12 protein-coding genes are annotated in these 13,371 nt (G+C 50.5%); 7 read left to right on the top strand and 5 right to left on the bottom strand.

What is annotated here, in order from left to right; all coding sequences use genetic code 11:
- Nucleotides 1–23: 23 nt before the first annotated feature.
- On the top strand, nt 24–842 hold the full coding sequence (gene apbC / locus QP938_09720; protein ID WIO73570.1) for an iron-sulfur cluster carrier protein ApbC: 819 nt from the start codon (nt 24–26) through the stop codon (nt 840–842).
- A gap of 71 nt (nt 843–913) precedes the next feature.
- Nucleotides 914–1,387: a cytidine/deoxycytidylate deaminase family protein gene (locus QP938_09715; protein ID WIO73569.1), complete on the top strand. Its 474-nt coding sequence runs from the start codon at nt 914–916 to the stop codon at nt 1,385–1,387.
- Nucleotides 1,388–1,603: 216 nt separating this feature from the next.
- Here QP938_09715 and QP938_09710 read toward each other — a convergent pair whose 3' ends face one another.
- Nucleotides 1,604–2,728: an SPOR domain-containing protein gene (locus tag QP938_09710; GenBank protein WIO73568.1), complete on the bottom strand. Its 1,125-nt coding sequence runs from the start codon at nt 2,726–2,728 to the stop codon at nt 1,604–1,606.
- A 104-nt stretch (nt 2,729–2,832) separates the two neighbouring features.
- On the opposite strand from QP938_09710, the gene QP938_09705 reads away from it, so the two are divergent.
- From QP938_09705 to QP938_09695, 3 genes are all read left to right on the top strand, one after another.
- Nucleotides 2,833–4,221 carry a flagellar hook-length control protein FliK gene (locus tag QP938_09705; GenBank protein WIO73567.1) on the top strand — a complete coding sequence of 463 codons (1,389 nt, stop codon included), beginning with the start codon at nt 2,833–2,835 and terminating at the stop codon, nt 4,219–4,221.
- Nucleotides 4,218–4,514: an EscU/YscU/HrcU family type III secretion system export apparatus switch protein gene (locus QP938_09700; GenBank protein WIO73566.1), complete on the top strand. Its 297-nt coding sequence runs from the start codon at nt 4,218–4,220 to the stop codon at nt 4,512–4,514. The genes QP938_09705 and QP938_09700 overlap by 4 nt, the downstream gene beginning before the upstream one ends.
- 192 nt (nt 4,515–4,706) lie before the next feature.
- Nucleotides 4,707–6,320, top strand: a complete 1,614-nt coding sequence (locus tag QP938_09695; GenBank protein ID WIO73565.1) for a diguanylate cyclase — start codon at nt 4,707–4,709, stop codon at nt 6,318–6,320.
- A 91-nt stretch (nt 6,321–6,411) separates the two neighbouring features.
- On the opposite strand, the gene QP938_09690 is transcribed toward QP938_09695, so the two are convergent.
- On the bottom strand, nt 6,412–7,329 hold the full coding sequence (locus tag QP938_09690; protein ID WIO73564.1) for a GGDEF domain-containing protein: 918 nt from the start codon (nt 7,327–7,329) through the stop codon (nt 6,412–6,414).
- Between the two features lie 325 nt (nt 7,330–7,654).
- On the opposite strand from QP938_09690, the gene QP938_09685 reads away from it, so the two are divergent.
- Entirely contained in the window at nt 7,655–9,910 is a 2,256-nt protein-coding gene (locus QP938_09685; protein WIO73563.1) for a S9 family peptidase, read from the top strand.
- Nucleotides 9,911–10,009: 99 nt separating this feature from the next.
- Here QP938_09685 and QP938_09680 read toward each other — a convergent pair whose 3' ends face one another.
- Both QP938_09680 and QP938_09675 read right to left on the bottom strand, forming a co-directional pair.
- The gene (locus QP938_09680) at nt 10,010–10,501 is read right to left on the bottom strand and encodes an RDD family protein (protein ID WIO73562.1); all 492 of its coding nucleotides are present in this window, start codon (nt 10,499–10,501) and stop codon (nt 10,010–10,012) included.
- Between the two features lie 111 nt (nt 10,502–10,612).
- Complete coding sequence (locus QP938_09675) at nt 10,613–11,107, bottom strand: hypothetical protein (GenBank protein ID WIO73561.1); 495 nt, start codon at nt 11,105–11,107, stop codon at nt 10,613–10,615.
- Between the two features lie 251 nt (nt 11,108–11,358).
- Between QP938_09675 and QP938_09670 the strand changes: the two genes are divergently transcribed.
- A complete protein-coding gene (locus tag QP938_09670) occupies nt 11,359–11,631 on the top strand; it encodes a polyhydroxyalkanoic acid system family protein (GenBank protein WIO73560.1) in 273 nt (90 codons plus the stop codon).
- A gap of 323 nt (nt 11,632–11,954) precedes the next feature.
- Here the strand turns inward: QP938_09670 and nhaA are convergent, their stop codons facing one another.
- A complete protein-coding gene (gene nhaA / locus QP938_09665) occupies nt 11,955–13,367 on the bottom strand; it encodes a Na+/H+ antiporter NhaA (GenBank protein WIO73559.1) in 1,413 nt (470 codons plus the stop codon).
- Between the last annotated feature and the right edge of the window lie 4 nt (nt 13,368–13,371).

The following is a 13,371-nucleotide window of genomic DNA, read 5'->3' as shown; positions in this document are numbered from 1 at the left end:
TTTTGGTAAAAGAGAGAAGTCGCATGACTGATAATGCCAACGGGCTATCTCAAGTTCGATATATTCTGGCCGTAGCTTCTGGTAAAGGGGGCGTTGGCAAATCCACTACTGCAGTAAACCTGGCGTTGGCCCTGCAACAGGAAGGGTTTAAAACCGGTATCCTCGATGCAGATATTTACGGACCAAGCCAACCCCTGATGCTGGGTGTTAAAGAAGGCACTCGCCCTGAAGTTATCGGCGGTAATGCATTTGCACCAGTCGAAGCACACGGCTTGAAAACCATGTCCCTTGGCTACTTGCTGGCAGAAAAGGCTCCAGCCGTATGGCGTGGACCAATGGCGACCGGTGCCCTGCAGCAGATGCTCACGCAAACCCACTGGGGTGAGCTGGACTGTCTGGTCGTGGATATGCCGCCAGGCACGGGTGATATTCAGTTGACCCTTGCCCAGAAGGTTCCGGTTTCCGGGGCTGTGATCGTTACAACCCCTCAGGATATTGCCCTGTTGGATGCCCAGAAAGGCATCGAAATGTTCCGTAAGGTCAATATTCCGGTGCTGGGTGTGGTAGAAAATATGGCCATGCATACCTGCAGTAACTGCGGTCACAGTGAGCATATCTTTGGCGAGGGCGGCGGTGAACGCATTGCCCGTGACTACCAGACAGAACTGTTGGGCGCACTGCCATTGGATCGCACGATTCGCGAACAGGTGGACGGTGGCAATCCTACCGTCATTGCTGATCCGGATAATGCCATCAGCCTGACTTATCGTGAGATAGCACGAAAAGTGATTGATAGTTTACAGGCTGGCGATTCGGCGGTGCCGGAAATTGAAATTGAGTAGCTCATCCTGATTGCAGCGAGATTCTTCGCTGCACCCGGAATGACCAGGCAAATTAAAGGCGGATAGCAGTAATGAGACCGGATTGGGATAAATATTTTATCGATATGATGGACACAGTGGCGACAAGGGCCACCTGTGATCGAGGCCGTTCAGGCTGCATTATCGTAAGGGACCGTCGCATTATCGCCACTGGCTACGTCGGGTCACCCTCTGGACTGGATCACTGCGATGATGTGGGTCACCTGATGAAGCAGGTGATTGATGACGACGGCACTACCCGCCAACACTGCATGCGCACCATTCACGCTGAGCAAAATGCTATCTGTCAGGCTGCCAAGCATGGAATTCCACTGGAAGGCAGTACGCTTTATTGCAAAATGGAGCCTTGTAGAGTCTGTGCGATGCTGATTATCAGCTGCGGCATCCAAACTGTTGTGGCCAAAAACCGCTACCACGCGGCTCAGGAGACACGCGAAATGTTTGCCAAAGCTGGTGTGGAGCTGAAAGTTCTTGAGGATGTAGTGGAGCAGTATGACCTGCAGTGAGTGGGTTAGCCATTGACCCTTTGTATATGAAATTGAGTCAGGAATTCGAAGGGCATGGGTAGGATACGGCTTGATGTGACCGTGGCCAGCAGGGATGCTGGCCACGAGTCCCCAGGGATGACTCTTTACCTATAGGGAGTACGCGTGTCACAGCAAGCCGTATCCTATCCATGCCCAGCACCCAAGCTGATTTCATTCTTCCGGTTACTTCACTTTTTACTTGGTTACCCACAACCCTTCCAAATTCAACGCCGTTTGCAGTCGCTGGGCGTCTCTTTCGGCAGCGCTTTGGCTCGCGTAGCCATAGGCCCTAACACGGTGCAGGGTACGCCCTTTCGATTGAATGGCATCCACTTTGGCGTCGGCGCCAAGATTGCGAACTTTATCGCGCAGGTTATTGGCGTTAGCCAAATCGGATAGCACAGCGATATTGATAAACCAGCCAGCAGAATTGGTAGCAGTTGCTTTCGGCTCTTTCGACACTGCAGGTTTTGTGGCTTTAACCTGTTGGAGCTCGAGTAACTGCAAGTTGTTTTCCACACCGTCCATTCGCGCTGCCAGAGATTTGATCAGCTCCTGGGCGTCTGTGGGTAGCTCGGTTGCTGCCGGGGTGTTTTGCAGCGCGGAAACCTGACCTTTCAGTTGGTTCAGCTCATTTTGCAAAGCGGTAAATTGCTCATTCTGTTCTGTGGTCCTGTCCTGCAAGGCACTCGATTGAGTCAGCTTGTCCAATGAATCATTCAGAGCAGTCTGTTGCTTATCCAGTTCAGACATCTGAATCATTTGTGAAACCGCCAAAATCAACAGTAGCGCCAACAGTGCCCAGTTGAGCATGGTGGCCATGGTCAGATTTGTTTTTAGCGGAGGCGGTGCAACCTTTCGCGAAGGCCGGGGCTCTGCAGTTGCCTTTTCCGCTTGAGGGGCCGGCTTTCGAGCAGGCTTGGGTTCAGCAGGTTGTTCCAGGCGCTCGTCAATATGAAAGGGGGCTTGTGGCTGGACTGGTTGTTGTTTGGGGGCTCTGGACTCGGTTGCAACCTTATTCGGAGCCGGGTTCACGTTCATAAAGGGGCTTTCATCAACTTCTGGATCACGTGCCGGTTTTGGAGCCGGGGTTCTGGCCGGCCCATCATCCTGAACGCCGCTCAGGGAGTGGCTGAGGTTGCGATTTCTGTGATCGTCCAGGGGCTCAAAATCATCCAGTTCCGGCTCCATGAGATCATTGGGAGACAGCGGTGCGCCGAACAGCTCATCGCGCAGAATTTCGTCGCGACTATCGGTGGCATATGGACTCTTTTCTGATGATTTGTCTGGAGTGGTGTTGTCGTCGTCAAAGATGCTCATGGCTTCCCCTCAATACCGGTCATTTAGCTCGTAATTTTTAAAAGGGCCTAAAGTTTTACTGATTTTTGCCGATACTACCATGAAGTCAAGGTGGTCACTGCGCTATGTTGGGCGAAATTTCACTAACGGGCCTGGCGTCTCAAAGTCAGTTGAGCAGTCAGGTTCACTCCTGGAAAGTTGGGCAGCTACTGCAGGCTGTGGCTCTGTCGCGCCCCGCTGCTGATCGCTTACAGCTGAGAATTGGTGGCATGGAGCTGGAGGCTCGTACCCAGGTCCCTATCCAGCCGGGTGACCGTGTGACACTTAAAGTGATGGGAGCGGGCCCCAATTTATCTTTACAGGTCGTTCCTGCACCAACAGCTACCGCCAATGCAGCGGAGGTAGTGAACCATGCTATTCGGCAATTGCTACCCAGGCAGTTATCGACTGACAGGGTGATGACTAATCTGGTGAATATATTGCGTTCGGATCAGGCAGTAGAGCGATTGCCTGTTCAAACACGAGGCTTGATTGAAACCTTGTTGAGTCGTCTGCCGAGAGCAGAGCAGCTGGCAAGTCATACCGAGCTCTACAAATTGGTGGCTGAGTCCGGACTCTTCAGGGAGTCACGGCAATTGATTGGTCGACCGGGAAATGAGTATTTTGACCTGAAGCAGGCGTTAATTCAGTTGTCGAGACAATTGGCGCAGCAACCTTCCGGTAAACCTGGTCCAGAGGGTAAGCCTGCCACGAATGTGAGTCCGGAAGATGCCAAGGCAGCCAACAGGTTGCCCGTTTCGCCTGACGCAAAAAGAGTACCGGTTTCTCCACCGGATAATCAGGGAACAGCGGGCTTGCAAGCTTCAAACCGACCGTCAGGAGAGCCTTCGAAACAGGTGTCAGTTGCTGGCAATACTGGTGCGAAAGCTGAAAAAGCTACTTTAGAAGGGCAGGAAGTATTACGGCAGCCGGAAGCTGTTCAACAGCGTCGTATGCCGAATTCGAATGAGGCTTCCAGATTGTTGCTGGATACCATGTCGGCGGAAGATCTGCTGTCGGAGTTGCGGCGAGCAGTAGAGGGTGGCATTTCAAGGTTGGTTTTGAATCAGACCCAAAGCCTGCCTTCGTCTGAACAGGCTGGACAACGCTGGGTTGTGGAATTACCTGTCTGGCATGGTGAAGAGTTTCGCCCTGTCGAATTGGTAATTGAACGAGATGGACATCGCGAAGATCAGGATCCAGCCCAATTGGGTTGGCGTGTTGAGCTGGAAGTCAATTTGCCGGAGCTTGGTTCAGTCCAGGCCAAGGTGCTGATCCGGGGTGAAAAAGTATCAGCGGCTTTATGGGCAGAGCGTGAATCCACGGCGCAACTTGCTCAGCAGGCAATATCAGTTTTGGAAACCTCGTTAATCAACGCAGGTTTGGAAGTGGGAGCTTTGAGCTGTCGGCAGGGAAAAAGTCAGCCGCATCCAGCTCAGGCTTATGAACGAAATGTATTGGATTGCAGGGTGTGAATAGAGAGCTTCACAAAAAATCACCTAAGTTGGCAGCGGCATTAAATTACGATGGAGTAAATACTCCGAGGGTAGTTGCCAAAGGGGAGGGGCAGTGGGCTGATCGTATTGAGACACTGGCCCGTGAACACGATGTTCCAGTGCAGCAGGATCAATTGCTGTCTGCTGCTCTCAGCGCAGTACCAGTCGGTGAAGAAATCCCCCGGCAGTTATATATAGCTGTGGCAGAGGTTTTGTCGTTTGTTTATTTCCTGAAGGGCAAGGTACCGGATGGTTATCAGGAGAAAGGCTGAATAATGTTGAGGGAAATGGCTGCGTATTACCTTTTTTCGGGTTACGGGGGTAGAATTAATCAGATAATAATAGCCAGTCATAAAAATAATAAGAAAATCGCTTGAGGCATGAGGGAGTGATTCGTTCACTCAATAGACAGATAAAGTAAAAATAATTTGAGTAAGACACATAATAAACTCATAGGGAATTCAATGAGCGAATCTATCAGTGTTGTAACCGGTGACCAAAGTGACTGCGGTTCTGCAAAGAGTGGACAGGATTCGGTACATAGGGAGCGTTTGCTGCAACGCATAGGGAGTGAACTGAGCAAAGTTGCTCAGGGAAAAGATCCGATTCTCGATAAAATACTCGAGCAGCTTTATCTCGCCCTGCAGGAAGGGGCAAATAATCAGGCGCTTTCCCGAGTTGCTGATTATCTTTTTCAGTATTTGCTGCTTAATGACACCAAAACTGATCACAAACGTTTTCAGCCGATTGCTGAAGCACTTCAGGATCTTCTTGAAGAGCTGCAGGTACCTGTCGAGAGCTATAACCGCGCACAAAAATTGACTGAAGAGGCTGGTAGGGCAACAAGTATCGAAGAAGTTGTATCGGTGCTTAAGCAAGGTGTGGCTTTGCTCAAAGAGATTAACCAGTTTGTGGATAGCCCACTAAAGCCCGCAATACCCAATGACCCTCCAAACAACAAAGCGGAAAAAAGCCGTGAAAAAAGTTGGTTGCGGCGTTTAAGTTGGCTTAGTCACGATGAATTAAGTGCCGAAGAAATTTTTGACTCCCTGCGCCCCCTTCTGGATCGACTTCTGGACAAGATAGAGGTACTTGGCGAGTCCTCCAAACAACTTGTCATCATCAAGGCGTTGCTGCCCAATGTGAAAGAACCACGTGATATGCAACGGGTTCTGGAGCAGGTGTTGGATATGCTGGCCAACATTGCGACTGACCTCAACGATGAGCGCAAAGAGACCGAGAGCTTTTTAGGTGCTTTGCGAGAGCAGTTGCAGCATGTTGAACAGGGGCTGGTAAATACGCTGGATCCCAATCAGCTGGAAAGAGTTGAATGTCTGAACAACGAAATATCGGAGCATGTTGATAGTATCCAGCAGATTTTTGAGCAAACTGATTCAAAAGAGAATATCAGGGGGCAACTGGCTCAAAAGGCTACCAGTATCAATCAATTGCTGCAGGGCTACCTGGTTGCCGAGCGACAACGTTGTGAACAGCAAGAGCGCCAAATTAAAGATCTGACACGCAAGATGCGTGAGATAGAAGTAGAAAGCCAGGAGTTGCGGGCCAAAGTGCAGGATCGCCAATTGGCCGCTTCAAGGGATTCCCTGACTGGTGCGCTGAATCGTTTTGGCTATGAAGAGAGGGTAGTGGAAGAGTTCGCCCGCAGTCGCCGTATCGGGCGGCCACTATCAATGATGGTGGTGGACGTCGATAACTTTAAGATCGTCAATGACACCTATGGTCATAAGGCCGGGGACCTTGTTTTGCAAAAGGTTGTCGAGTTGATGAGGGTCAACCTCAGAAAAACGGATTGTATCGCTCGCTATGGCGGAGATGAATTTGTCGTTTTGCTGGTAGACAGCGATTTGGATGGGGCTAAAATCGCTGCGGAAAAATTACGTCAGGCTGTAGAGCAGTGTGGATTTCACAACGGTGGCTCACCCGTGAAAGTAACGATTTGTTGTGGTGTTACCCAGGTGCGCGACGACGACACACCTGAGACGGCCTTTGTCCGTGCCGACAGCGGCATGTACGCAGCTAAACGGGCAAATCGCAATGGTGTTCAGGACGTTAATTAATGTCCATTTGTGCACTAACCTAAAAAGCCGGCGTCAATGCCGGCTTTTTTGTTGATGGAGCTCAGGTTGTTTCAATATTAGAGATACGTCCTCAGGCCGTTCTCAGGCAATTGCGGCCTGCGGCTTTGGCGCTGTACATCGCCCGGTCTGCCTTATCAATCAGGTCAGCCGTAGTATCCCCGGATTGCATGCCAGTCGCGCCGACACTAATGGTGATAGGTATGTGAAGACCCTGAAGATCAAAAATGGTGGATTCTGTTGCGCGGCGAATTTTGTCGCCGACACACTCGGCACCTTCCAGATCCGTGCCGGGAAGAAGGATTGCAAACTCTTCACCGCCCTGGCGAAACACCATATCTGAACGACGAATGGTAGTCACAATCACATTGGCCACATGACGAAGTACCTGATCACCAATGGCGTGACCAAAGCGATCATTGATTTGTTTGAAGCTGTCGACATCTATCAGCAGCACGGAGAGCTCATTCCGGTCGCGAGTGGCACTTTGAATCTCTTTTGGAAAGAGGTTTTCCAGGGCATTTCGGTTGAGTAGTCCGGTTAAGGTGTCAGTGTATGCGTGGCGGATTGCACTCTGATAATTAATGCTGTTACGAAAACTGTATATCCAGGTGCCAACCAGGCGTTCCAGAGTGTACATCTCATCTTCAGAAAAACGCTTGCTGCGAGTGATGGCTAGTTCTCCCAGAGGTTGTTTCTCCAAATTCAACTGATAGGAGCATCTGTGGGTCTGGTCATTCCCACAGATTACGCTCAGGTTGGCTTCGCTGTTTTGATAGGAAAAGCTATCAAATGGTACAAATCTGGCCACCTCTTCCTGCAAGCGACTCAGCAACTCATGGGGATCAAGACTACGCTGCCACAGCTGATGCACTCCCAATAAATCGCGCTCGGTCAGGGCTGGCGGTTTCGGCGCCGAGAGTTTGGCGATCTTCAGGTTGCCACGGTGTCGGCTGGACGTAATCCTGGTTACCTCGGCATTCTTATTCATAGCAGTAGCTTTATGTGTGAATTGTGACCAGGTTCAAGCAATTCCTGTGCCACTGCTGTGAAGCACCTTGCCAATTAAGGGGTGTATGGGTTTTCAGGTTTTGAATCTAGCGCCATGGCTATTCCGCTTGACGACTTTATGACGGTTTTTCTTTCAAAAGCTGTGGCACATGATTTTCCGTTTATCTTTTGACATGTCAGCCCCGCTGGGTAGCGGTAAACAGTCGCCGCTTTGATGGCATCTGTTTGCCACAGTTGCAGTCATCGGCAGCATCAGCGATGCTACCCGGCCTTAAATAAAGCTCTAAATCAATAAGGAGAGAGTTGTGAAGCGATTAATCACCTTCGGCTGCATGTTGATGCTGTCTATAGCCGCACAGGCGAAGGAGTTAACAATTGAGCGTATTGTTGCCAGCCCATCACTGTCTGGTGCCTCAATCTCCGGCTTGAAGCTATCCCCGGATGGACGCCGGGCTACTTACTTGAAAGGCAAAGCAGATAACCACCGTCAACAGGATCTGTGGGCCTACGATATTGCGGAAAATCGACACTTTCTGCTGGTGGACTCTAAGCAGCTGGTTGTGGATGAGCAGGAGTTATCCGAGGTTGAAAAAGCCCGTCGTGAGCGGATGCGAATTACCGGCCAGGGCATTGTCGAGTATTACTGGTCGCCAGATAGCAAAGCACTGCTGTTTCCACTGGGTGGCGACCTCTACTATTTACCGCTGTCGGGTAAAGTGCGTCGTTTAACGAATACCGAGGCCTTTGAAACTGATATCCGTTTTTCACCAAAGGGTAATTACGTTTCCTTCGTTCGCGACCAGAACCTTTATGTCATTGATTTGCAGAGCGGTAATGAGCAGGCTCTGACTGTCGACGGCGGCGGGGCGATTTCTAATGCTATGGCAGAATTTGTCGCCCAGGAAGAGATGGATCGCATGACCGGCTATTGGTGGGCGCCCAACGAAAAGCGCATTGCCTTTACCCGTATTGATGAGTCCGGTGTAAAACTCGTTGATCGCTATGAGGTAAAAGCCGACGGAGCCGTGACGGTAATTCCACAGCGCTACCCTTTTGCCGGTACTGACAATGTGCAGATTCAACTGGGAGTTGTGTCAGTAACGGATGCCGATAAAAAACCGGTGTGGATGGATCTTGGCAGCGAGAAGGATATTTATATCGCTCGTGTTAACTGGCTGCCGGATAGTCGAACTGTCGCCTATCAGCGCCAAAACCGCGCGCAAACAGAACTGTCACTGTTCTTTGCCAACGCTGCTAACGGGCGGTCTCACACTGTACTCACAGAGCAATCTCCTGCCTGGGTTAACCTGAACGATGACCTGCGCTTTCTTGCTCGTGAAGATATGTTTATCTGGGCCTCCGAGCGCAGTGGCTATAAACATCTGTATCTGATGGACTTTAAAGGCAATGTGGTTGCACCGATCACCGCCGGTGAATGGGCGGTTGAGCAATTGGTGGGCTTCGATGAGGCCGAAGGCGCGGTTTACTTTACCGCCAATGCAGACGGTGTGTTGGAGCAACACCTGTATACAGCGCCTCTCCATGGTGCACCCGAAAAAATGCGCCGTTTAACCAAAGAAGCGGGATGGCACTCAATCAGTTACGGCTGTGTCAAAGAGGGTCATGAATGCACTGAGGCACTGTTTGTCGATCAGTTTTCCGCGCAGGATACCCCGCCCAAAGTTGCGTTGCGTGCTGAGGATGGCTCACTGATCACCTGGATGGTGGAGAACCCGCTTGATGAGAGTCATCCCTATTTCCCATATCTGGATGCTCATGTCGCCCTGGAGTTTGGCCAGCTAAAAGCTGACGATGGCAAAACCCTGCACTATCAGGTGATGAAGCCTAAAAAGATAAAAGCCGGTAAAAAATATCCGGCAATAGTGCATCTGTATGGTGGCCCACATAGCCAGTTGGTTAAAAATGCCTGGAATACCCAGTGGTTTAATCAGTATCTGGTGCAACAGGGGTATGTGGTATTCACAATCGATAACCGTGGCACATTCCATCGTGGTATCGAGTTCGAGGCGGTAATCAAGGGCAAGCTGGGAGAAGCTGAAGTGGCTGACCAGTTGGCCGGTGTGGATTACCTTAGGTCACTCCCCTTTGTGGATCAGCAACGTATAGGCGTGTGGGGGTGGTCTTACGGTGGATATATGACCCTGATGAGCCTGTTTAAGGCGCCAGATACTTTTGCTGCCGGTGCCTCTGTTGCCCCGGTAACGGACTGGTTGTTGTACGACACTCACTACACTGAGCGCTATATGGGGATTCCCAAGCAGCCTTCAGATTATGACAAGGCTGCTGTATTCCCCTATATCGATAACTATCTGGCCAGTGAAGATCCCGGCAAGTTGCTGTTGGTTCACGGAATGGCAGACGACAATGTGTTCTTTGATAACAGCATCAAGTTAATGAGTCAGCTTCAGAGCAAACAGGTGAATTTTGAACTGATGACTTACCCGGGCAAAAAGCATGGCATTCGTGGTGAGCAGACCAGGGCGCATCTTTGGAAGATGTTGTTTGATTTCTTTGAGCGGGAAGTTAAAGCCAAGAAGTAATTGATCAGGGTATGCCAGGTAGCAAGGTTTGGTGCCTGGCATTGGGTTAGTTGCTGAGTCACGGACACAGCAACTAACCCCAACGCCTGCCAATCAGTGCTAGTTTATTTTCTTTGGAAGCAGCACCACTCGGGTGCCATTGATGCGGTCATGAAGACTGAGTCCCTCTTTGTCGAACAGACACCACAACAAACCCACAACAGAAACAATGGATACCGGGGCAATCAGGCAGCGGTTCCAACGTTGTTTGGCGGTAGCCAGCGAGCCATCCGACTGCTGAAGGCGGAGGCGCCAGGTTTTCATTGCCAGAGTCTGGCCGCGTTTTTTCCAGCACCAGTTAAAGTAGCTTGCTAATGTGAACCACCAGCCAACCATGATCACGAACTGTACTGAAGGGTTAGGGGACGCCATCATCTGACCCTGTTCTGGTGCTCCTTCGGTAACCATACGAATTACAAAAATCACAAGGGCATATCCCAGCGAGATTGCAGCCAGTAGTAGCAGATCGTACACAATGGAAGCGATTCGACGGCCCAGCCCTGCTGCTGGTAGAGCGGAAAAATCTATCTGGTTTTCAGTGGTTTGGTTCAAAGCAGCGGCTCCGGCGTTCCAAAAAGCGCCATTCTAGCCGATTTGGGATAAGGAAGTGGTTCGAAGGAAACTTATTTGCTGCGGGCAAGTTTAAGGGCCTGCTGATAGACCCTAGTTAAATTCGAATTGAAACCCAAAGGTCAAGCTGTCACTGGAGATTCGTACATCGTAGTCGATGTCATTGAATTCGGTTTTTAACTCGCCATTCTCATCGGGAAGCAAGCGATTACTGCCCATTTTATGGCGTTCATTACGCCAGTATTCACGGAGGGCTTTCTTGGCGATAAAGGAGAACACTTTTCCACCAAGAACAGGGTCACTTTCACCACATTGATCCGAGAGCCACTGGTGGTTGAGGGCTCGATGTTCAGCGCTCATTTCGGTCGAGCGCAACATGTCGGCCTGTAATAAAAGCTCTTCGTTGCTAAGTCCGCGGATGTGTTCGAGTTGGGAGGTGTTGCTGGAGTAGGGGAGAGTATTTGGCAGAAAGAAGTCATCAGCTGAAGCGTAAGGTGCAAAGCTGGCGATAAGATAGACCCCCACCGCCAGTAGCCACCGGCTCAAGGGATTGTTAATGCTACAAATACACTTCTTTTTGTACTGCATTGGAATTTACCTCACCCTAAGTGTAGGCGATTGGTAGAAGGGATGCGCCCATTAACCTATCGCTAACAGTACTTATCGTTATAACAGATAAATTAAGTAGAGAAAGTGGAAAAAGAAAGCAGTTGCGAATTTAAGGTCCAGTTGTGGTCACGTTTGCCACCTGGTACACAAAATACGCCGGCTATTGCTAACTCTGACGGCCTTGGGCAACATGCGTTTATTTGAGAACCAACAGCTACCCAGGAGTCACAGTGTCCAGAATTCAAATTACCCGCCCACATTCACTCAATGAGCAAGAACTGCGATCTTTGGGTGAAAAACTTGCCGAAAAGCTGGTTTCCCGCCTTGGGGGACAGTGCCAATGGCAGGGCAATAGATTTGTCTACCAGCAGTCAGGAGTAAACGCCCAAGTCGATTTGAATCCATCTGAGGTGGTTGTTGATGTCAAATTGGGGATGTTGATGGGTGCTTTTACCGGCACAGTCGAAAGTGAAATAAACCGTGTTCTCGACCAGTATCTATAGGTGCAGTGGTTTTGTAAGGTTTTCGATCAAAAAAAACCTCGCCCGAAGGCGAGGTTTCAAGATGTTTGCAAAAGAGATGTGTTGGGGGCATCAGCTTCTGCAATAGCAGCTGCACAATGGCTGGCAGCTGCACTTTCCCTCCTACTTGCGTCAGTTTTACGCTAGCCACGTAATTTGGTAACTGATGCGGGATTAACTTTATCGTTACATTGGATTGAGCGCAATTTTCTCAACTTGAAAAAAGTCATTTAAAAACAATATGTTACCTATGTTAACGCAACTTTACTAATGTTTACATTTGGTGCTTTTAACTGATTTTGTAGCTACTCCGCGACATTCTCCTCAGGCTTGGCTTTGGCCTCCTTGGATTTGGCGGCGGCTTTGCGCAAACAGATGTAACCGGAAATACCGGCAATCAAAGAGGCTATCAAGACTCCCCCTTTAGCCAGCACCAGATTCGGGCTTCCCGAAAAGGCCAGCTCTGAGATGAAAATGGACATGGTAAAGCCGATTCCGCCCAGAAAGCCCACCCCGATAATGTGAATAAAGTTGCAGCCGTGGGGGAGTTTGCCCAGTCCGAGTTTCCAGCCCAGCCAGGTCGCACCGGAAATACCGATCAATTTGCCGACTACCAGGCCTAAGGCCACACCAATGGTGATGTTGTTGAAAACGCCATCGCCAGCTGTAAACACTTCAAACGAAATACCGGCATTGGCCAGGGCAAAGATAGGAATCACAATATAGGTAACCGGCAGGTGCAGTCCCGATTCAATACGTTGCAGCGGTGCCTCCGCCAGTCGACTTCCATCTCCCAGTGCTCTCACATAGGCGCGCATTCGCTCATTGCGAAGCACATTCTCACCTGGGCGGTAACTGCCGTCGAAGCGTCGAACCAGATTCTTGACCTGGGCACTGAAGGCTTCCGGGTTGTACTTGGGTTTTGCGGGCACTGCGAAAGCGGTGATTACGCCGGCCAGCGTGGCGTGAATACCGGCGTGGTGTAATTGCACCCAGATTCCTGCACCAACCAACAGATAAGGAATGGGGTTGCGGACACCCCACCAATTCAATATCCACAAAAACAGAGTCAGACCAGTGGCCCACAGTAGGGAAAGCTGGTGGATTTCATTGGTGTAGAACAGGGCAATAATGGCAATGGCGCCCAGGTCATCGACGATGGCCAGTGCCACCAGAAAAGCGATCAGGCTGTGTGGTACCCGTTTGCCGAGCAGGGCGCATGTGCCCACGGCAAAGGCAATATCGGTAGCCATAGGGATTCCCCAGCCATGCTGTGCATCGCCATTGGGGTTGATGGCAAAGTAGATAAGAGCCGGAACTACCATACCTCCGATGGCAGCAAGGATGGGAAGAGAGGCGTGCTTGAAATCGGAGAGTTCGCCGACCATAAACTCGCGTTTCAGCTCAAGGCCAACGTGAAAGAAGAAAAACGCCATCAGGCCGTCATTAACCCAGTGCAGCACCGACATTTTCAGGCCGCCATCTCCAAAGGTGATGCCGGCGTATTTGCTTAACAGGGCTTCGTAGTAGGGGGCCAGGCTGCTGTTGGCAATAATCAGTGCGACCACCGCACAGATCATCAGCAGCACACCACTGGTGGTTTGGCGATGAATAAATTCCTCAAAGGGGGTCATGATGCGATCAAAAGCACGTTCCCATCGTGCCCTGAAGACCTTGCCCTTGCGTCCCACCAGTTTGTCCAGGTCCTGTTCGTGCACAGTT

This window comes from Porticoccaceae bacterium LTM1, from assembly GCA_030252795.1.
Classification (GTDB): Bacteria; Pseudomonadota; Gammaproteobacteria; order Pseudomonadales; family Porticoccaceae; genus SCSIO-12696.
This window is presented reverse-complemented; position numbering and strand designations above follow the sequence as displayed.

Bases quoted from the DNA above. Each gene is read 5' to 3' on its own strand.
- apbC (WIO73570.1), top strand. From the start codon at position 24: ATGACTGATAATGCCAACGGGCTATCTCAAGTTCGATATATTCTGGCC.
- QP938_09715 (WIO73569.1), top strand. From the start codon at position 914: ATGAGACCGGATTGGGATAAATATTTTATCGATATGATGGACACAGTG.
- QP938_09710 (WIO73568.1), bottom strand. From the start codon at position 2,728: ATGAGCATCTTTGACGACGACAACACCACTCCAGACAAATCATCAGAA.
- QP938_09705 (WIO73567.1), top strand. From the start codon at position 2,833: ATGTTGGGCGAAATTTCACTAACGGGCCTGGCGTCTCAAAGTCAGTTG.
- QP938_09695 (WIO73565.1), top strand. From the start codon at position 4,707: ATGAGCGAATCTATCAGTGTTGTAACCGGTGACCAAAGTGACTGCGGT.
- QP938_09690 (WIO73564.1), bottom strand. From the start codon at position 7,329: ATGAATAAGAATGCCGAGGTAACCAGGATTACGTCCAGCCGACACCGT.
- QP938_09675 (WIO73561.1), bottom strand. From the start codon at position 11,107: ATGCAGTACAAAAAGAAGTGTATTTGTAGCATTAACAATCCCTTGAGC.